General features: G+C 69.7%; 16 protein-coding genes. 9 read left to right on the top strand and 7 right to left on the bottom strand.

The annotated features are described in order from the left end of the window. The first annotated feature begins 74 nt into the window (after positions 1-74). A complete protein-coding gene (gene kstR, locus CKW34_RS02800) occupies positions 75-734 on the top strand; it encodes a cholesterol catabolism transcriptional regulator KstR (protein WP_059382570.1) in 660 nt (219 codons plus the stop codon). Positions 735-872: 138 nt separating this feature from the next. Next, positions 873-3449, top strand: coding sequence for a trehalose-phosphatase (gene otsB / locus CKW34_RS02795; RefSeq protein WP_059382636.1), 2577 nt, complete (start codon positions 873-875; stop codon positions 3447-3449). Positions 3450-3470: 21 nt separating this feature from the next. Here the strand turns inward: otsB and CKW34_RS02790 are convergent, their stop codons facing one another. Continuing rightward, positions 3471-4577: a LacI family DNA-binding transcriptional regulator gene (locus CKW34_RS02790; RefSeq protein WP_059382571.1), complete on the bottom strand. Its 1107-nt coding sequence runs from the start codon at positions 4575-4577 to the stop codon at positions 3471-3473. A 169-nt stretch (positions 4578-4746) separates the two neighbouring features. Between CKW34_RS02790 and CKW34_RS02785 the strand changes: the two genes are divergently transcribed. From CKW34_RS02785 to CKW34_RS02760, 6 genes are all read left to right on the top strand, one after another. Then, entirely contained in the window at positions 4747-5820 is a 1074-nt protein-coding gene (locus CKW34_RS02785; RefSeq protein ID WP_059382572.1) for a metal ABC transporter solute-binding protein, Zn/Mn family, read from the top strand. A gap of 26 nt (positions 5821-5846) precedes the next feature. Next, positions 5847-6710, top strand: a complete 864-nt coding sequence (locus CKW34_RS02780) for a metal ABC transporter ATP-binding protein (protein WP_059382573.1) — start codon at positions 5847-5849, stop codon at positions 6708-6710. Next, on the top strand, positions 6707-7591 hold the full coding sequence (locus CKW34_RS02775; RefSeq protein WP_059382574.1) for a metal ABC transporter permease: 885 nt from the start codon (positions 6707-6709) through the stop codon (positions 7589-7591). The genes CKW34_RS02780 and CKW34_RS02775 overlap by 4 nt, the downstream gene beginning before the upstream one ends. Positions 7592-7693: 102 nt before the next feature. Then, positions 7694-9295: a GMC oxidoreductase gene (locus tag CKW34_RS02770; RefSeq protein WP_059382575.1), complete on the top strand. Its 1602-nt coding sequence runs from the start codon at positions 7694-7696 to the stop codon at positions 9293-9295. Positions 9296-9314: 19 nt separating this feature from the next. Beyond that, on the top strand, positions 9315-10073 hold the full coding sequence (locus CKW34_RS02765) for a LamB/YcsF family protein (protein WP_059382576.1): 759 nt from the start codon (positions 9315-9317) through the stop codon (positions 10071-10073). A 25-nt stretch (positions 10074-10098) separates the two neighbouring features. Next, on the top strand, positions 10099-10707 hold the full coding sequence (locus CKW34_RS02760; RefSeq protein ID WP_059382577.1) for a 5-oxoprolinase subunit B family protein: 609 nt from the start codon (positions 10099-10101) through the stop codon (positions 10705-10707). An 18-nt stretch (positions 10708-10725) separates the two neighbouring features. On the opposite strand, the gene mgtE is transcribed toward CKW34_RS02760, so the two are convergent. Then, on the bottom strand, positions 10726-12078 hold the full coding sequence (gene mgtE / locus CKW34_RS02755; protein WP_059382637.1) for a magnesium transporter: 1353 nt from the start codon (positions 12076-12078) through the stop codon (positions 10726-10728). Positions 12079-12166: 88 nt separating this feature from the next. Between mgtE and CKW34_RS02750 the strand changes: the two genes are divergently transcribed. After that, on the top strand, positions 12167-13039 hold the full coding sequence (locus CKW34_RS02750) for a 5-oxoprolinase subunit C family protein (RefSeq protein WP_059382578.1): 873 nt from the start codon (positions 12167-12169) through the stop codon (positions 13037-13039). A gap of 17 nt (positions 13040-13056) precedes the next feature. Here the strand turns inward: CKW34_RS02750 and CKW34_RS02745 are convergent, their stop codons facing one another. From CKW34_RS02745 to ispD, 5 genes are all read right to left on the bottom strand, one after another. Further along, positions 13057-14100 carry an alpha/beta hydrolase gene (locus CKW34_RS02745; protein ID WP_059382579.1) on the bottom strand — a complete coding sequence of 348 codons (1044 nt, stop codon included), beginning with the start codon at positions 14098-14100 and terminating at the stop codon, positions 13057-13059. Positions 14101-14196: 96 nt separating this feature from the next. Then, a complete protein-coding gene (rlmB, locus tag CKW34_RS02740; protein ID WP_059382580.1) occupies positions 14197-15168 on the bottom strand; it encodes a 23S rRNA (guanosine(2251)-2'-O)-methyltransferase RlmB in 972 nt (323 codons plus the stop codon). Continuing rightward, the gene (cysS, locus tag CKW34_RS02735; RefSeq protein ID WP_059382581.1) at positions 15168-16562 is read right to left on the bottom strand and encodes a cysteine--tRNA ligase; all 1395 of its coding nucleotides are present in this window, start codon (positions 16560-16562) and stop codon (positions 15168-15170) included. The genes rlmB and cysS overlap by 1 nt, the downstream gene beginning before the upstream one ends. A gap of 11 nt (positions 16563-16573) precedes the next feature. After that, positions 16574-17050, bottom strand: coding sequence for a 2-C-methyl-D-erythritol 2,4-cyclodiphosphate synthase (gene ispF, locus CKW34_RS02730; RefSeq protein ID WP_026061385.1), 477 nt, complete (start codon positions 17048-17050; stop codon positions 16574-16576). A 5-nt stretch (positions 17051-17055) separates the two neighbouring features. After that, positions 17056-17763 carry a 2-C-methyl-D-erythritol 4-phosphate cytidylyltransferase gene (gene ispD / locus CKW34_RS02725; protein WP_059382582.1) on the bottom strand — a complete coding sequence of 236 codons (708 nt, stop codon included), beginning with the start codon at positions 17761-17763 and terminating at the stop codon, positions 17056-17058. Between the last annotated feature and the right edge of the window lie 11 nt (positions 17764-17774).

Raw genomic sequence — 17774 nt, 5'->3', positions numbered from 1 at the left:
TCCGAATGACATCATTGCTAGAACGTGTTCTAATATGACACCGATTCAGAGTCAAGGCGTGAGGAAACGAATCTATGGCCACCCCGTCCCGCTCCCGTGCCAACGGACACGGAACTCTGACCGCCCTCACCGAGGACGATCTCAGTTCCAATGCCCAGAAGGAACGGCGCAAGCGGATTCTCGACGCCACCCTGGCGCTCGCGTCGAAGGGTGGTTACGAGGCCGTGCAGATGCGGGCGGTGGCAGAACGCGCGGACGTCGCGGTCGGCACCCTCTACCGGTACTTCCCGTCCAAGGTCCACCTGCTGGTCTCCGCCCTCGGCCGTGAATTCGCCCGCATCGAAGGCAAGGGCCGGATCCCACCCGGCCACAGCCCCCTCGAGCGCATGCACCTCATCCTGGGCCTGATCACCAAGGCCATGCAGCGCGACCCCCTGCTCACCGAGGCCATGACACGGGCGTTCATGTTCGCCGACGCCTCCGCCGCCGCCGAGGTCGACCAGGTGGGCACCCTCATGGACCGACTGTTCGCACGGGCGATGAACGACGGCGAGCCCACCGAGGAAGAACTCGCCATCGCACGCGTCATCAGCGACGTGTGGCTGTCGAATCTCGTCGCCTGGCTCACGCGCCGTTCGTCGGCCACCGATGTCGCCCGCCGACTCGAACTGACCGTGGATCTGCTGCTCGGCGACGGCTCGCGCGTGCCGAAGACGGTCGGGTCGGACGCATGACGGCGCTCGCGCCGGACGCCTGACGGGGCTCGCGCCGGACGCATGACGTCCGATCCGCCGCTTTCTGTAACCGGAAACACGTGGTCGGAATACCCACCGGGTCGGTGTCGTGCCCCGCTCTGACCTAACGTGGAGCAGGTGAGTGCCCACGATCTTCCGATTGACCTTCGACGTGCTCTGGTGGCTGTCGCGCGGACGCCCCGTCTGCTCGTGGCGACCGACTACGACGGCACCATCTCCCCCATCGTGAGCGACCCCGAGAAGGCCTATCCGCACGACGATGCGGTGCGGGCGCTGCGGGGCCTCGCCGCTCTGCCGTCGACGTCGGCTGCCGTCATCTCGGGACGCGCTCTCAAGGATCTCGCCGCCCTGTCGCGCCTGCCGGTCGAGGTCAAACTCGTCGGCAGCCACGGCTCCGAGTTCGACATCGGATTCGTCCACGAGATCGATCCCGACGCGAGGGACCTCCTCGCCACGATCGTCGAGGGACTGGACTCGGTGGCATCCCGGTTCGACGGCGTGCAGGTGGAGGCCAAGCCCGCGAGCGCCGCGCTGCACGTGCGCAACGCCTCTCCCGCCGATGCCGAGCAGGCCCTCGATCTCGTGCGCAGCGGCCTCGCGCTCCGGCCCGGTGTGCAGGTCACCGAAGGCAAGGCCGTCATCGAGCTGTCCGTGGTGCCCACCGACAAGGGCAAGGCGCTCGACGTCATCCGCCACCAGGAAGCCGCCAGCGCGGCGGTCTTCTTCGGCGACGACGTGACCGACGAGAAGGCCTTCCGTTCGCTGCAGGGCCCGGACGTCGGAGTGAAGATCGGCGACGGCGACACCGCCGCCGAGTACCGCGTCCGCACCAGCGAAGAGGTCATCGCCGCACTCGCGTTCCTGCTCGAGGAACGTCGCACCTGGTTGTCCGGCGCCCACGTCGCGCCGATCGAACGCCTGACCATGCTCGCGAGTCCCCGCGCGAAGGCACTCGTCACCCCCGACGGCACGATCACCTGGCTGTGCCACCCCGAACCCGATTCCGCGGCGGTGTTCGCCCATCTCCTCGGCGGTGACGCAGCCGGTCACTTCACCATCGGCCCGACCCGCCAGGCACTGCCGCTCAGCCAGCGCTACGTCGACTCGACGATGACGGTGGTGACCCGGTGGGCGTCGCTCGCGGTGATCGACTACCTCCCGCACGACGTCGAGGCCGGCCGTACCGACCTCACGCGCGTGATCACCGGGCGCGCGAGCGCGGTGGTGACCTTCGCCCCGCGACCGGAGTTCGGACAGGGCCAGGTCACCCTCGAGGTCGAGGACGACGGCATCCGCGTCATGGGCTTCAACGAGCCCTACGTCCTGCGCTCCCCCGGCGTGCGGTGGGACATCACGACGGACGGCGTGCACCAGACGGCCCACGCCGTGGTCGACCCCACCGAGAACGACATCATTCTCGAACTCCGGTGCGGCACCGATGATCTCGATGAGCACCCGGTGCCGGAGGTCGAGCGCCGGGCACAGTCCGAGGCATACTGGCACACGTGGGCGTCCCAGCTCGAGCTGCCGCCGCTCAAGCCCGATCTCGTGAAGCGTTCGGCGCTCACCCTGCGCGGGCTGGTCCACGGTCCGACGGGCTCGATCCTCGCCGCGGCGACCACCTCGCTCCCCGAGGAGATCGGCGGTGTCCGCAACTGGGACTACCGCTACTGCTGGCTGCGCGACGCCGCGCTCACGGCGCAGGCGCTCGTGCGGGTCGGATCCCTCGAGGAGGCCGAGAACTATCTCGACTGGGTCCACCGCGTCCTCGAGACCGTGCCGGGCCCCGAACGTCTGCACCCGCTGTACACGCTCGCCGGCGGACCGCTGCCGCCCGAGGCCGTGATCGACTCGCTTCCCGGATACGCCGGTTCGCGGCCCGTGCGGGTCGGCAACGCGGCGAACCAGCAGGTGCAGCTCGACGTCTTCGGCCCGATCGTCGACCTGATCGCCGACCTCGCGCACAGCCGCGAGGCGCGCGGCGTGTCCCACGACCGTGCCCTCACCGACCGGGACTGGGAGCTCGTCTGCTCGATGGTCACCGCGGTCGAACGGCGCTGGTTCGAACCGGACCACGGCATCTGGGAGATCCGCCACGCACCCCGCCACCACGTGTACTCGAAGGTCATGGGGTGGCTGACCGTCGACCGGGCACTGACGCTCGCCGAGAAGTTCGGCCGGACCGCCGGCGAGGGCTGGGCGGCGCTGCGCGACGAGATCGCCGAGGAGGTCACCGAGAAGGGCTGGAACGACGAGGTCCAGTCGTTCACCTCGGCCTACGACGGCACCGATCTCGACGCGGCCACCCTGTTCATCGGCCTCACCGGACTCGTCGACCCGCAGGACGAACGGTTCCGCGCGACCGTGCAGGCCACCGAACGGGAGCTGCGCAGCGGCGCGACCGTCTACCGCTACCACAGCGACGACGGTCTGCCGGGCGCCGAAGGCGGCTTCCACCTGTGCGCGGCGTGGCTCGTCGCGGCCTACCTGCTGATCGGGCAGCGCAACGACGCCGAGGCCCTGTTCGCGCAGCTGGTCGCGGCGGCCGGACCGACCGGCCTGCTCAGCGAGGAGTACGACCCCGTCGCGGAGCGTGCGCTGGGCAACCACCCGCAGGCGTACAGCCACATCGGTCTGCTGCGCTGCGCACAACTGCTGTCGGGCGCGAAGGCCATGGGCGACCGGCAGCGCTGACCTAGGAGCGGGGCCGCCCGGTCACTCGGCGTACCACTCGCTCTCGACCCGGCCCGAGGTGGCACCGAACCACAGTTGGGTTCCCAGGGTCTCGAGCGCGGGCACGCCGGAGTGCGAGGGGGCGGCGAGGAGCAGTTCGCCGGCGCGCCTCCCCTTGTCCTTCTGCGGTTGGCGCACGGTCGTGAGACCTTCGCGGATCGCTTCGTCGATGCCGTCGAAGCCGGTGATCGACAGGTGCCCGGGCACGTCGAGACCCATCTGGTTGGCCCAGGCGAGGGCACCGAGCGCGAGCACGTCGGTGGTGCACACGAGTGCGGTGATCCGCGGGTTGACGCGCATGATCTGTGCCGCGGCGGACAGGCCGTCCTCCGCGGTGTGGGTGTAGCGCTCGACGACGGTGAGCGTTTCGGGGGCCAGACCTGCAGCGCTCATGGCGTCCTGGACGCCGCGGATGCGTTCGCGCTGCACGTGGAAGGCACCGGATTCGAGGGTCGACAGGTCGACGACCCCGTCGTGCCGTTCGCGGCCGAGGCGCATCGACAGCATGCCGATCTGGCGGTGGCCGAGTTCGATGAGGTGGGCGGCGAGATCGCGCATCGCCCGCCGGTCGTCGATGCCCACCACGGGGGTGTTCTCGAGACCGCGCGGCTGGTCGCACGCGACGACCGGGAGGTGCCGTTCGAGCACGGCCGCGAGATAGGGGTCCTCGGCGGGGACCGAGTAGACGACGAACCCGTCGACGGACGAGCGGTGCACGACCTGTGCGGCCTCGTCGTCGGTCCGGCCCGGTCCGGCGGGGATGAGCAGCAGTCCCTGTCCGGCCGCTTCGCAGGCCTCGGACAGTCCCGACAGGAAGCTCATGGCGGCGGGATCCCGGAAGGAGTAGCTCAACGCTTCGGTGAGCAGGACCCCCACGGCTCCCGCCTTGCGGGTGCGCAGCGACCGCGCCATCGGATCCGGGCCGGCATATCCGCGTCGTTTTGCGACTTCGAGGACGCGTTCGCGTAGCTCGGCGGACAACTGGTCGGGGCGGTTGTACGCGTTCGAGACCGTGGTGCGGGAGATCTTCAACTCGGCGGCAATCGACGCCAGGGTCGCCTGTCGGCGCGGCTGACGAGACCTGGACATGAGAGGACCGTAGTCCTGTGTCCATGGTCACGACCACCCAGGGACGGTAGGAGGGCTCGGCGCCGTCCGCTAAAGTGGAACGGTAACGGTTACCAATAACGTTTGGGTCGGTCGCTCGGTCGTTCCGGACCCCGTTCGTCGAAGACCGCCGATCCTCAGGAGAAGAACTGTGCGACTGTCCTCCCGCACGGCCCTCGCAGCCGCCGCCGTAGCCTGCGCGACCGCACTCGCCGCGTGCGGCACCGGTACCTCCGGCGCCGCCGACGATGACGAGATCAGCGTCGTCGCCTCCACGAACGTGTGGGGGTCGATCGCGCAGGCCGTCGCCGGAGACCGCGTCGAGGTCCGCTCGCTCATCACCGAACCGAACGCCGACCCGCATTCCTACGAGGCCAGCCCCCTCGACGCCGCGGCGATCTCCGACGCCTCGCTCGTCGTCTACAACGGCGGTGGCTACGACCACTTCGTCGACGACATCCTGGACGCCACCGGGGACAGGCCCGCGGTCGTGGAGGCCTTCGCCCTGTTCGAATCCGGCGCGTACTCGGATCTGCACGCCGGGCACGATCACGGCGACGAGGACGGCTCCGATGACGCCGCCGAGAGCACTTCGGAGACAACCGCTTCCGAGGACCAGTCACACGACAGCGGTGAGGCGTCCGATGCCGACGTCGCCGGCGACGGGCACTCGCACGAGGGTCACGACCACGGCGGCATCAACGAGCACGTCTGGTACGACCTCGCGACCGCCGACGCCGTCGCGCACGCCGTCGCCGAGCAACTCACCGGACTCGATCCCGACGGTGCCGCCGTCTACGAGGCCAACGCCGCGGCCTTCCACGAGAACCTGCACTACGTCGCGGATGTCGTCGACACGCTCGCCGACACGCACCGCGATGCACCCGTCGCCCAGACCGAGACGATCGGCCATTACCTCGTCGCGGCCGCGATGCTCGACGACGTCACTCCCCCGGACTTCACCAACGCCATCGAGAACGGCACCGATCCGTCCCCGGCGTCGATCGCGGCGACACGGCAGTTGTTGGTCGACAAGCAGGTTCGCGTCCTGATCTACAACCCGCAGACCGAGGACCGGATCAGCCGCGAGATGCGCACGGCAGCAGAGTCGTCGGGCATCCCCGTGGTCGAGGTTTTCGAAACCCTGCCCGAAGGTGTCGACTACATTCAGTGGCAGGCCCGGACCGCCGAGACCCTCGCCGCCGCGCTCGAGACCGCTTCCTGACCATCCGATCGAGAACACGGACTTCGGTGACACCTCCTCCATCCGACCGCACACCCACCGTCGAACTCCGCGATGCCCGGCTGTCGTTCGGCGATCGCGTCCTCTGGGAGGGGCTCGACCTCGTCGTCGAACCCGGCGAGTTCCTGGCCGTCCTCGGACCGAACGGTGCCGGCAAGACGTCGCTGCTCAAGGTGCTGCTCGGTCAGCTCCCGCTCACCTCCGGATCCGCGACGATCGCCGGGCAACCCGTCCGGACCGGGAACTCCCACGTCGGCTACGTGCCGCAGCAGAAGTCCCTCGACGAGGGCGTCCCGCTGCGGGGACGCGATCTCGTCGGCCTCGGCATGGACGGACACCGCTGGGGCACCGGCCTGCGCACGCGCCGACGGCGCCGCATCGCGGTCGACGACGCACTCGCCCAGGTCGGCGCCGAGACCTATGCGGGAGCCCCGATCGGCACGCTCTCCGGCGGTGAGCAGCAGCGGCTGCGCATCGCGCAGGCTCTCGTGGGAGATCCGCGCGTACTCCTGTGCGACGAGCCGTTGCTCAGTCTCGATCTCGCCAACCAGCACCTGGTGTCGGCGCTGATCGACCGGCGCCGCCGCGACCACGACACCTCCGTCCTCTTCGTCACCCACGAGATCAACCCGATCCTGCCGCTGGTGGATCGCGTGCTGTACCTCGTCGACGGCCAGTTCCGCATCGGCACCCCCGCCGAGGTGATGACCTCGCAGGTGCTCTCCGAGCTCTACCGCACCGACGTCGAGGTGCTCGAGATGCGCGGCCGCCTGGTCGTCGTCGGCACCGGCGACGCAATCGACGCGCTCGGCAGCGCAGGCGGACTGCGCCCCGGGGAAGGCGTCCACCACGATCACGAGGACCACGAATGAGCAGCAAGTTCAGCGACGCCCTCGGGCGGATGTTCGACGTGGAGACCACCGTCGAACTCCTGCAGTACGACTTCGTGCAGCAGGCGCTCGTCGCCGGTGCGATCCTCGGCCTGCTCGCCGGCGTGATCGGCCCGCTGATCATCAGCCGTCAGATGGCGTTCTCCGTGCACGGCACCTCCGAACTGTCGCTCACCGGTGCCGCGGCGGCGCTCATCATCGGGGTCTCCGTCGGGATCGGTGCGGTCGCGGGTGCCGTGATCGCCGCGATCCTCTTCGGGGTCCTGGGAACACGTGCCCGCGAACGCGACTCCGTCATCGGCGTGGTGATGGCCTTCGGCCTCGGTCTCGCCGTTCTGCTGCTGTGGGCCTACGACGGGCGTACCGGTGCCGCCTTCTCGTTGCTCACCGGCCAGATCGTGGCGCCCGGTGGTACCGGCATCGCTCTGCTCGCCGGGTGCGCTGCCGTCGTCATCCTCACGCTGCTGGTGATCTACCGTCCGCTCCTGTTCGCCAGCACCGACCCAGAGGTCGCGGCTGCACGCGGCGTCCCGGTACGCGCGTTGTCGATCGTGTTCGCGGTGCTCGTCGGCGTCACCGCCGCACTCGGTGTGCAGATCGTCGGCGCGCTGCTGGTGATGGCGCTGCTCATCACCCCGGCCGCCGCGGCCGCCCGGGTGGTCAGCGGGCCGCTCGCCGCCACGGTGCTGTCGGTGGTCTTCGCGGAGATCTCGGCGGTCGGCGGCATCCTGCTCGCCCTGGCACCGGGCGTGCCGGTCTCGGCGTTCATCACGACGATCGCGTTCGTCATCTACATGATCTGCCGCGTGATCGGCACCGCTCGCAACCGGCGCGGGTCCGGACGGGTCGCCGCGACCGCCTGACTCCGCGACCAGCGGGATGTGATCTTGACGCGCTCCGCGATGCCTGCCTAGATTCCCCGGATTGTTCCGGTAACGGGACGTCACAGACATCGGGGGTAGAGAGTGCAGCATGTCACGCGTCGTTCCTTCCTGACGGGAGCGGCCGCGGCCGCCGGACTCGCCCTCACCGGCACCGCGGGTGCCCACGCAGCGCCCGGCATCCCCGCCCGCGTGAACAACGTGCCGCTCACCCACGAGGAACACCGCGTGGTCGTCATCGGCACCGGTTTCGGCGGTGGTGTGACCGCCCTGCGGCTGGCCCGGGCCGGCGTACGCGTGCACATGCTCGAGCGCGGCATCCGGTGGCCCACCGGACCGAACGCGAACACCTTCCCCCGCGTCGACAACCCCGACAAGCGGTTCCTGTGGCACCGGTCGAACCCCGAGGTGTTCGGCCGCCACCTCGCCTTCGAGCCCTACACCGGTCTGGTCGAGGCGTGCGTCGGCGAGAACATGACGGCCCTGTGCGCCGCCGGTGTCGGTGGCGGATCGCTCGTCTACCAGGGCATGACGTTGCAACCCGAGGAAGCGGTGTTCAACGCCAACTTCCCGAACGAACTCGACTGGACGCGCATGGACCGTGTCCACTACCCGCGCGTCGCACAGATGCTGCGCCTGGCCGTGGCGCCCGACGAACTCGTCGACAGCCCCAACTACGCGACCTCACGCATCTTCGCCGACCGTGTGCGGAAGGCCGGCCTCCCGATCGACAAGATCCCGATGCCGATCGACTGGAACTACGCGCTCGCCGAACTCCGCGGCGAGATGGCCCCGGCCTACACCGACGGGTCGGGCGCGATGGGTGTCAACAACGGCGGCAAGCACTCCGTCGACGTCACCTACATCGCGGAGGCCGAGGCCACCGGTCTGGTGACCGTCGCGACGCAGCACGAGGTCACCGACATCGAGCGTCGCAAGGACGGCCGGTGGACGGTGCACGTAGACCACATCGACACCTCCGGTGCCGTCGTCGAGAACAAGATCCTCACCACCGACGCGCTGGTGCTGTCCGCGGGCACCATGAACACCACCCGGCTGCTGATGAAGGCCGCCGCGAAGGATCTGATCTCCGACCTGCCCGACGGCGTCGGCCGGGGCTGGGGTTCGAACGCCGACCGCATCTACCTCTGGACGAACCTCGAGGAGGAGTTCGGCGCGGTGCAGGGCGGCCCCGTCGTCTACGGCAGCAAGAACTGGGACGACCCGAACTCCGCGTACACCGTCGTCCAGGCCTCCATCCCCGGCTTCTACGGGATCGACATGCGCAGCACCGTACTGGTGGGCTACGGCGTCAGTGCGGGTCGCGGGCACTTCGTCTACGACGCCGCTCGCGACGACGCCGTCCTGCGCTGGCCGCACGAAGGGGACTCGGTGCTGCAGACGAGTCACATCGACCCCACCGTGCGCCGCATCGCCGGCGAACGCAGCATCCTCACCGACACCAACTCGATCGTCCCGTCGACCTGGCATCCGCTCGGCGGCGCGAGCATGGGCACGGTGTGCGATCTCGAGGGCCGAGTGTTCGGCCAGCGCGGGCTGTACGTGCTCGACGGCGCCCTCATGCCGGGCAACACCGCCGCGTGCAACCCGTCGATGACGATCGCCGCGGTCGTCGAACGCGCCCTCGACGACATCGTCGTCCGCGACGTCGGAACGGTTTTCTGAGCCCGCCTAGACTCGGGTCGTGACCCGCATCGACCTCAACAGCGACCTCGGCGAGAGCTACGGCCAGTGGCGTCTCGGCGACGACGAGACCATGCTCGACATCGTCACCAGCGCCAACGTGGCGTGCGGATTCCATGCCGGCGACCCGGCGACGCTGCTGGGCACCTGCCACGGCGCCGCGAAGCGCGCGGTACGGATCGGCGCCCAGGTCGGATACAACGACATCGGCGGTTTCGGTCGCCGGTTCATCGAGGTGCCGTCGGCGGATCTCACCGCCGAGATCATCTACCAGATCGGCGCGCTCGACGGTCTCGCCCGGGCGGCGGGCTCGGCGGTGAGCTACGTCAAACCCCACGGCGCGCTGTACAACGCGATCGTCCATCACCGCGAGCAGGCCCGCGCGGTCGTGGATGCGGTGCGCGCTTACGACGCCTCACTGCCCGTCCTCGGACTACCCGACTCCGTCTTTCTCGAGGAGGCCGAACGGGCCGGATTGAGGGTGGTCACCGAGGCGTTCGCCGACCGCGCCTACACCCCCGAGGGGACGCTCGTCTCCCGGCGCGAACCCGGTGCGGTACTGCACGATCCGGACGAGATCGCCGAGCGGGTCCTGCGCATGGTCACCGAGGGGGTGGTCACCGCGGTCGACGGCAGCGACGTCCGCGTGAACGCGCAGTCGGTGTGCATCCACGGCGACTCCCCCGACGCCACGGCGATGGCCGTCGCCGTGCGCCGCCTCCTCGACGCCGAGAAGATCGACATCCGGGCGTTCGTGTGAACGCCCGACACCGCGAGGTCCACCCATGAGAATCCTTCGTGCCGGAGACAGTGCACTGCTCGCCGAATTCGATTCCCTCGACGACGTTCTCGCCCACTTCCGGGCACTCGACCGTGAGCGGCCGCGTGGCGTCGTCGATCTCGTGCCGGCGGCGCGGACACTGCTGGTGTGCTTCGATCCGTCGGAGACCGGTCTGCAGGTCGTGCACAAGTGGGTCACCACCACCGCACCGGTGTCCGGGGACGACATCGACGTCGAGGAGGTGACGCTCGAAGTCCGGTACGACGGGACCGATCTCGAGGAGGTCGGCGAGTTGACCGGCCTCGGCGCGGACGGCGTGATCGCCGCCCACACCGGCAGCCTCTGGACGGTCGCCTTCGGTGGGTTCGCGCCCGGCTTCGCGTATCTCACCGGCGGGGATTCGCGCTTGCACGTGCCGCGCCGCAGTTCGCCGCGCACGTCCGTCCCGTCCGGCGCCGTGGGGCTCGCAGGCGAGTTCTCGGGTGTCTACCCGCGGAAATCGCCCGGAGGATGGCAGCTCATCGGAACCTCCGATGCTCCGCTGTGGCAACCGGACCGGGCCCCTGCGGCGCTGCTGCGGCCGGGCTGTGCGGTGCGCTTCGTCGCGATCTGATCCGACCCTTCGCAGGGGTCAGATACCGAGCACGGCCTTCGCGATGAGGAAGTAGATCACCAGGCCGGTCGCGTCGACGAAGGTCGTGATGAACGGATTGGAGAAGACCGCCGGGTCGGCGCGGATCGATTTGGCCACCAACGGCATCGCACCACCGACCGTGGCGGCGAGAGTGCAGATGCTCACCAGGGTCAGGCCGATCACCGCACCCACCGACGAGTCGTAGACCAGAGACGTCAGGACGAACGCCACCGAACCCAGCAGGACACCGAGGGACAGGCCCACCCGGAACTCGCGGGCGATCACCCCGCCGATGTCGCGGGGTGTCACGTCGTCGAGCGCCAGCGCGCGGGTGACGGTGGTGGCGGCCTGGTTGCCGGTGTTGCCCCCGGTGCCGATGATCAGCGGCACGAACAACGCCAGGGTGACCACCTGACCGAGGGTCGACTCGAACACCTCGAGGACCTGGACCGTGAGGGTCGCGCCGAGGGCCAGCACGAGCAACCACACCACCCGGGAGCGCACCAACTGCCCGACGGGTGTCGCGAGATAGGGCCGGCGCAGCGGCTCGGTACCGCCGATGCGTGCCTGGTCCTCACTGTCGGCGGCCTCGAGGATCCGTAGGGCGTCGTCGACGGTCAGGATGCCCACCAGCCTGGTTTCGCTGTCGACGACGATCAACGCCAGCAGTTTGAGTTCGGCGCAGCGACGCGCGGACTCCTCGGCGTCGTCGGTCACGCGCGCCCAGTAGGGCTCGCTCATGATGTCGGCGACCACCGTTCCCGGAGTCGCACTCATCAGCTCGCGCAGACCGACCACCCCGACGAGCACACGACCGTCGTCCACCACCGGCAGCGTGTACACCGTCTCCGCGTCATCCAGCCGACGACGCACGGCGTCCATCGCCTGCTCCACCGTCATGTCCTGCCGCAACGACACGAAGGCCGGGCTCATCCGCCGGCCGATCGCCCGCTGCGGATAACCGAGGATCGTGGCGGTCACCTCGCGGTCGGTGGGCGGCAGACCGCGCATGAGGGTCGACGCGACCGTCGCGGGCAACTCGTCGAGCAGTTCCACCCGGTCGTCGGGCTCGAGGCCGGCGAAGATCGCGGCCACCTGGTCGTCGCGGAGCCCACGGAGCAGTTCGCTCTGCATGCTCGGGTCGAGCTGCTCGAAGACGTCGATCGCCCGGTCCTTCGGCAGGAGCCGGTAGAGCACCGCGCGGCCCGTCCGGCCGAGCCGTTCGAGCACGTCGACCACCTGCTCGACGCTCAGTTCCGCCACGGCGTCGTGCGCCGCCTGCAGGTCGTCGGCCTCGACGGCCCTCTCGACCAGTCGTGTCGTCGCCGCACGCACGTTCACTTCGTCCACGATCGTCACCTCCGTTCTCGCTCTTCTTCGAACCTAACGCGATCGTTCGGCCGGAGTCCGGCCGTGTGATCGAAGCCGGTGAGTGAGAATGAACATCGTGGCGTGGTTCGATGTGATCTCCGGCGGAATGCTCACGACGGTCCAGGATCGCGGACGTCCCGGTCACGGCTCCTCGGGCCTCACCCGGTCCGGTGCCGCCGACCGGCGCGCACACGACGCCGCGAACCGGCTCGTGGGGAACCAACCGGACGCGGCGACACTCGAGGTGACCGGCGGCGGTCTCGTCGTCCGCAGCGTCGGCGAGACGATCGTGGCCGTGACCGGCGCCCGCGCCGACGTGACCGTGTGCGACCGGCCGGTCGGCGACTGGGCGCGCATCACCCTCCACAACGACGACGTGCTGAGGATCGGCGTCCCGAACGAAGGACTGCGGACCTACCTCGCGGTGCGCGGCGGCATCGATGTGCCGGAGGTGCTCGGCAGCAGATCCACCGACACCCTGTCGAACACCGGACCGTCACCGGTTCGCGCCGGCGACAGTCTGCTCGTCGGGGCGATGTCGGGCCCCCTGCCCGACGAGGAGCAGTTCCCACCACCGCCGCCGATGGACGACCCCGTGGAGATCCGGGTACGGCCCGGCCCGCGCGACGACTGGTTCACACCCGGATCACTGCGGGCACTGTTCCACGAGACCTGGACGGTGACATCGGAACTCGATCGGGTGGGCATCAGGTTCCACGGTCCGGGTCGCCTGCACCGTGCACGGCACGAGGAGATGCCCAGCGAGGGCATGGTTCCCGGGTCGCTGCAGATACCGCCGGACGGGCATCCGGTGCTGTTCCTCGTCGACCATCCCGTCACCGGCGGCTATCCGGTGGCCGCGGTGGCGGTCGCCGCCGATCTGCCGGTCGCGGCGCAACTGCGTCCCGGACAGCGGGTGCGGTTCGTGCCGGTGCGGTGATCGCCGCGGTGTGACGGTCAGGCGCGCGACCGCACGGACGCGTCGTCCTCGTCGGTCGGGTCGGTGGCCGTCACCCGACGCACGACGGCGATCGCCTCGTCGAGTGCCCGTGTCGCGGGCGGCGAGATGCCGGGCAGGCTGAGATAGCCGTGCACGGTGTCGGGATAATCGGTCTCCGTGACGTCGCCGCCTTTGTCCCTGAGCGCCGCGGCATATCGAACGGCGTTGTCGCGCAACGGGTCGTGCCCGGCGATCTGGACGAGGGCCGGTACGGCGGCACCGGCGAGCGTGCCGCGCAGCGGGGCCGCGGTCGGTGCGTACGGGTCGGCGCCGGCCAGATACAGACGCACGAACGCCCGCATGCCACGGGAGGTGAGCACGGGAGCGTTCGCGAACTGCCGCTCCGACGGGAACTCCTCCTCCATCTCCGTCGCCGGATAGAACAGCAGCTGACCGACCGGCAGTGGACCGCCCGAGCGTCCGGCCACATCGGCGACGACCGCGGCGAGGTTGCCTCCGGCACTGTCACCGGCGACCACGACGCGGGACGGATCACCGCCGAGCTCCGCAGCGTGTGCGACGACCCACCGGAACGCCGACCAGGAGTCCAGCACCGCTGCGGGATAGGGATGTTCGGGGGCGAGCCGGTAGTCCACGGACACCACGACGCACGGGGTCCGCGCGGCCGTGTGGCTCGCCCACCACTCGTTCTGCTCCGGATTGCCGAGCACCCACCCGCCGCCGTGGAACAGCAGAACGACGGGCAGCGGACCCTTCGTCCGCGCGGAGGGCCGATAGATCCGCAGACGGGTCCGGACCGCGGAGTCCTCGGGTGCGAGATCGTCGATCGCCTCGTGCTCGAGATCGACCCATCGGTCCTCGATCCGCACGCCCGGATGCGTCCGTCCCGAGATCAGCCGTCCGACCGGGGACGACAGCAGCTTCGCGCGTGCAGCACGACGTGCCGGGATCTCGTCGACGGACGCCTCGGCGATGGACTTGTCGGCGAAGCGTCCGAGGAACGCGAACACCTTCGTACGGAACGGCAGGGATGCGACCACGAGGACAGACTAGGCCCTCGCGACTACAGATCGGGCGGACTCGATCAGGCCCGACTGCCGCGCAGTCCTGTCAGGCCCGACTGCCGCACAGTCCTGTCAGGCCCGGCGCTGCCGCGCGATGTCGGCGAGGACCACACCCGCTGCGACGGAGGCGTTGAGCGACTCGACATCTCCGGCCATCGGGATGGAGAGAACGGCGTCGCAGGTCTCCCGCACCAGGCGCGAGAGTCCCTTGCCCTCCGAGCCCACGACCACGACGACGGGATCGGTGCCGTCGAAGTCGTCGAGGTTGGTGTCGCCGCCGGCATCGAGGCCGACGACGCGGACACCGCGGGACTGCCAGTCCTTGAGCGTGCGCGTGAGGTTGGTGGCACGCGCGACGGGCAGTCGCGCTGCGGCACCGGCACTCGTGCGCCATGCCACGGCCGTCACCGACGCCGAACGGCGCTGCGGGATGACCACACCGTGGCCGCCGAAGGCCGCGACCGAACGGATCACCGCGCCGAGATTGCGCGGATCGGAGATGTTGTCGAGGGCCACGAGCAGCGGACGTTCGTGGTTCTCCGCGGCACGGGCGAGCAGGTCGTCGGGGTGCGCGTAGCGGTACGGCGGCACCTGCAGACCGATGCCCTGGTGCATCCCGTTCGACGACATACGGTCGAGCTCGGAACGCGAGACCTCGAGGATCGAGATGCCCATCTCGGCCGAGCGCTGCACGGCTTCCTTGAGCCGCTCGTCGGCCTCGGCACCGAGGGCGACGTACAGAGCGGTCGCGGGCACACCGGCACGCAGGCACTCGACGACCGGATTGCGGCCGAGCACCATCTCCGGCCCGTCCTCGGCCTTCCGGCCGGCTGCGGGACGACGACCGCCGCCGCCACGCGGGTCGGCAGCCTTGGCTGCGGCCCGGGCACGCCGTGCGGCAGGGTGGTAGGGCCGGTCCTCGGCCCTGGGGGTGGCGCCACGCGGTTCGAGGCCGCGTCGCCGCTGCCCACCGGACCCGACGACCTGGCCCTTCTTCGTGCCGCCCTTACGAATAGCGCCGCGACGCTGAGAATTGCCTGCCATCACTGTCCTGCTTTCAGAGACCACTCGGGTCCGTTGGGCGTATCGGTCACTTCGACCCCCGCAGCTGCGAGGCGGTCCCGCACCTCGTCGGCCACCGCCCAGTTCTTCTCGGCCCGGGCGGTCGTGCGGCGTTCGAGATCCGCTCTGACCAGCACATCGAGTGCCGCGAGCGCGGCCGATCCGGAATCACCGGTGGAGCACCAGTGCTCGTCGAGCGGGTCGACACCGAGGATGCCGAGCATGCTCCGGACCTGCGAGGCGATCTGCACGGCCGTGTCGAGATCGCCGTTGTCGAGCGCCTTGTTGCCCTCGCTGCGCTTGCGGTGGATCTCCGCGAGCGCCTTGGGGACACCGAGGTCGTCGTCGAGCGCTTCGGCGAAGGCCTCGGTCCACTCGCCCACGGGCACCTCCCCCGCACGGTCGCGGGTCTTGAGCACGAACGATTCGAGTCCCCGGTACGCGGCAGCCGCTTCGGCGAGCGCGTCGTCGGAGTATTCGAGCATCGAACGATAGTGGGCACTGCCGAGGTAGTAGCGCAGTTCCTGCGGCCGGACGCGAGCGAGCACGTTGGGAATCGACAGCACGTTGCCGAGCGACTTCGACATCTTCTCGCCGCCCATCGTCACCCAGCCGTTGTGCAGCCAGTAGCGGGCGAAGCCGTCGCCGGCGGCGCGGGACTGGGCCATCTCGTTCTCGTGGTGCGGGAAGACGAGGTCCATGCCTCCGCAGTGGATGTCGAAGGTGCCGCCGAGATAGAAGCCCGCCATCGCGGAGCACTCGAGATGCCAGCCGGGGCGGCCGCGTCCCCACGGGGTGGGCCACGAGGGCTCACCGGGCTTCTCGGCCTTCCACAGCGTGAAGTCGCGGGGGTCGCGTTTGCCGAGTCCGGCGCTCTCACCCTGGTGGACGTCCTCGATGCGGTGTCCGGAGAGAGCACCGTATTCGGGGTAGCTCAGTACGTCGAAGTAGACGTCGCCGTCGGCCGCGTAGGCGTGCCCGGCGTCGATGAGGCGCTGGATGAGTTCGACCATCTGCGTGATGTGGCCGGTCGCACGGGGTTCCACCGAAGGAGGAAGCACACCGAGCGCGTCGTAGGCGCGGTTGAAGGCACGCTCGTAGGTCGCGGCCCACTCCCACCACGGCCGACCTGCCTCAGCAGCCTTGCGGAGGATCTTGTCCTCGATGTCTGTGACATTTCTCACAAACAAGACATCGAGGCCCTTGGTGGAGAGCCACCGACGGAGCACGTCGAACGCAACTCCGCTGCGTACGTGCCCGATATGGGGTTCGCCTTGGACGGTGGCCCCACACAGGTACACCGAGGCCTGGCCGGGGACCAGCGGTTCGAAATCCCGCACGGCCCGCGTTTCGGTGTCGTATAAGCGCAAGGTCACGACCGTCGATCCTACCGCTCGTCCTGCTGTGCCAGGACCAGTGCGGTCGCAACCGCGGCCACACCTTCTCCCCGGCCCGTGAGCCCGAGACCGTCCGTGGTGGTCGCCGACACGGAGACCGGACCTCCGAGCGCCTCGGACAGCACCGCCTGTGCCTCCTCGCGCCGCGGCCCGATCTTCGGACGGTTCCCGATCACCTGCACGGCGGCATTGCCCACCACCCAGCCGGCGTCCGCGAGCAGGCGGCGCACCTCACCGAGCATGGCGACACCGGAGGCGCCGGCCATCTCGGGGCGCCCTGTGCCGAAGACCGATCCGAGATCGCCGAGACCGGCGGCCGAGAGCACCGCATCGCACAGAGCGTGCGCGGCGACGTCCCCGTCCGAGTGACCCGCGCACCCGTCGGCGTCCTCGAACAGCAGACCGGCCATCCAGCACGGCCGTCCGGCCTCCACGGGATGGACGTCCGTTCCGATGCCGACACGCACGATGCTCACATCTCCTTCTCGGTGCGGACGCCGGACGCGAGCACGGTCCGTGCCAGCACCAGGTCCAGCGGGGTGGTGATCTTGAAAGCGAGAGGGTCGCCTGCGACCGTGGTGATCCGCTCCCCGAGCCGCTCGACGAGTCCCGCGTCGTCGGTCGCGTCGGCCGCATCGCGGTTGGCCCGCTCGAGCAGGTCGACGTCGAACCCCTGCGGGGTCTGTACCGCGCGGAGGGTGGACCGGTCGGGAGTTCCGGTGACGGTCCCGTCGGCGTCGACGCTCTTGATGGTGTCGACGACAGGCAGAACGGGGATCACCGCGTTGCTTCCGGCCCGCAACGCGTCGACGACCCGGACGAACAGATCGGCGGGGGTGAGCGCACGCGCGGCGTCGTGGACCAGCACGAACCGAGCGCCCGATGCCGCCGCGAGACCCGCGCGCACCGAGTCGGCGCGCTCGGCGCCACCCGCGACGACGGTGACCCGGTCGGCGAACGACTCACCGACGAGCCGGTCCGCCGGCGTCGCCGCCAGTTCGGGCGGCGCGACGATCACCACGCGATCGACCACCGCCGAGGCGAGCATCGCCTCGACCGAGCGGTCGAGCATCGTGCGGCCGTCCAGTTCCACGAACGCCTTGGGCAGTGGTTCTCCCAGGCGAACACCGCGGCCGGCCGCCGGAAGAATTCCGACGACCGGCCCGTTGCGATCGCTCATGTGCAGTTTGC

The organism is Rhodococcus rhodochrous (genome assembly GCF_900187265.1).
Taxonomy (GTDB): domain Bacteria; phylum Actinomycetota; class Actinomycetes; order Mycobacteriales; family Mycobacteriaceae; genus Rhodococcus; species Rhodococcus rhodochrous.
The sequence above is the reverse complement of the archived record's forward strand: the minus strand, read 5'-3'. Positions and strand labels throughout refer to the sequence as shown.

Bases quoted from the DNA above. Each gene is read 5' to 3' on its own strand.
- kstR (WP_059382570.1), top strand. From the start codon at position 75: ATGGCCACCCCGTCCCGCTCCCGTGCCAACGGACACGGAACTCTGACC.
- CKW34_RS02790 (WP_059382571.1), bottom strand. From the start codon at position 4,577: ATGTCCAGGTCTCGTCAGCCGCGCCGACAGGCGACCCTGGCGTCGATT.
- CKW34_RS02775 (WP_059382574.1), top strand. From the start codon at position 6,707: ATGAGCAGCAAGTTCAGCGACGCCCTCGGGCGGATGTTCGACGTGGAG.
- CKW34_RS02760 (WP_059382577.1), top strand. From the start codon at position 10,099: ATGAGAATCCTTCGTGCCGGAGACAGTGCACTGCTCGCCGAATTCGAT.
- CKW34_RS02750 (WP_059382578.1), top strand. From the start codon at position 12,167: ATGAACATCGTGGCGTGGTTCGATGTGATCTCCGGCGGAATGCTCACG.
- rlmB (WP_059382580.1), bottom strand. From the start codon at position 15,168: ATGGCAGGCAATTCTCAGCGTCGCGGCGCTATTCGTAAGGGCGGCACG.
- ispD (WP_059382582.1), bottom strand. From the start codon at position 17,763: ATGAGCGATCGCAACGGGCCGGTCGTCGGAATTCTTCCGGCGGCCGGC.